3 protein-coding genes are annotated in these 1,289 nt (G+C 42.4%); all 3 read right to left on the bottom strand.

Features of this window, described 5'->3' with window-relative positions; genetic code table 11:
* Nucleotides 1-575: transposase (locus EZ449_RS22935; RefSeq protein ID WP_205943066.1), on the bottom strand; the 575-nt coding region annotated here is incomplete at its 3' end.
* Nucleotides 576-601: 26 nt separating this feature from the next.
* Nucleotides 602-940, bottom strand: coding sequence for an IS66 family insertion sequence element accessory protein TnpB (gene tnpB / locus EZ449_RS23600; RefSeq protein WP_131563131.1), 339 nt, complete (start codon nt 938-940; stop codon nt 602-604).
* 2 nt (nt 941-942) lie between these two features.
* Nucleotides 943-1,221, bottom strand: coding sequence for an IS66 family insertion sequence element accessory protein TnpA (gene tnpA / locus EZ449_RS22480; protein WP_131563129.1), 279 nt, complete (start codon nt 1,219-1,221; stop codon nt 943-945).
* Nucleotides 1,222-1,289 lie beyond the last annotated feature (68 nt).

Here is a 1,289-nt window from a genome sequence, read left to right as displayed (position 1 = left end):
CGGATATAACGCTTGATGAAAAAGCGTGCCGGTTCACATTCCAGTTCCTCTGTAATCTCTTTTCCAATACACACCATTTCTGTAAGATCACCCTGGGGATGGATCTCAATCTCTTCTACGGGAAGGTGGGATGGTAACTTTGCACGTCCATGGTGATTTGGGCGCTTGCGCACATATTCTATCCTTTGTTTGACCTCTTCCTGCTGTAATAAGGTCATCTGAACAGGAGTTTCAAAGGGAAGCATTGCCTGGTTTGGATCACCCTCAAAGCGTTCACGCTTCTGTCCGAACTGCATGCGTTTGTACATGGCAACCTGTGCTTTCAGGTAGTCTACCTGCTCACCCAGCGCCGAGATAGTACTGTGATTTTCAAGAATGGCAGTTTCATTATTGAGCATAATCTTTTCATGGTCCTGAATAACTTTCTCATGATTCTGAATAACTTTTTCATTATCCTGAATAACTTTTTTATGCTCGGAAATAATCTGGTCACGGGCGGAAATGATCTTTAAAAGATCATCCTTTGATAAGTTTTCCAGTGCCGTTTCCATACCATAAAAATACAAAAAAGCCATGGCTTGGGCAAGTAAAAAGTGTGTTTTTAGACTAATGAATACCGTTTTTTCGTTATACTCCTCACCACGTGTATACCTTCAACCATCAGAACAAGATCGCTCCAGGATATAAGATTACCATCTTTGGTGGGACGGCGAAAAGTACCACTTTCAAGTCTTTTATAATACAGTACAAAACCTCCATGCTCCCAGTGGAGAAGCTTGATGCGTGTGCCACTTTTATTAAGAAAAATGAACACATCCCCACTTGTAGGGGAGCCGCCCAGCTCGGAACTGACCAGCCCGCAGAGGCCGTCAAAACTTTTGCGCATGTCACACCCGGGCTTATAGAGGTGATAAATATGGGAAGAACTCAATGAAAACATAGCTAGTACAGCTTTATTAAATGCGATAGCATTTTCAGGTCATTACCGGATGCCTTGATAATTACTCCGTTTGGGTAAATAACCTCTACAGCTGTCGAAATAGCAACTGGAGGGATGGTAACTCTAACAAAATTGGGAACAGCTTGTTTTCGTCTATTGCGCGATACCCAGTTGGCAAAAGTGGTACGTTTGACTCCAAGGGTCTTGCAGTATTCATTCTGGCTAAGCCCACTGGTGCGCCAAGCCTCAACTGCTAACATTTTTTCTTCTGATGTTCTCATATATTTCTTTTATGCAAAGAAAAACATCGTGAAAGTTATTTAAAAGATGTACTTGGTAGGCTGCTTAC

The organism is Pedobacter frigidisoli, assembly GCF_004331675.1.
In the GTDB taxonomy this organism is placed as follows: domain Bacteria; phylum Bacteroidota; class Bacteroidia; order Sphingobacteriales; family Sphingobacteriaceae; genus Pedobacter; species Pedobacter frigidisoli.
The sequence above is the reverse complement of the archived record's forward strand: the minus strand, read 5'-3'. Positions and strand labels throughout refer to the sequence as shown.

Excerpts from the sequence above, each read along its gene's own strand:
- tnpB (WP_131563131.1), bottom strand. The coding sequence starts at position 940 with ATGTTTTCATTGAGTTCTTCCCATATTTATCACCTCTATAAGCCCGGG.
- tnpA (WP_131563129.1), bottom strand. The coding sequence starts at position 1,221 with ATGAGAACATCAGAAGAAAAAATGTTAGCAGTTGAGGCTTGGCGCACC.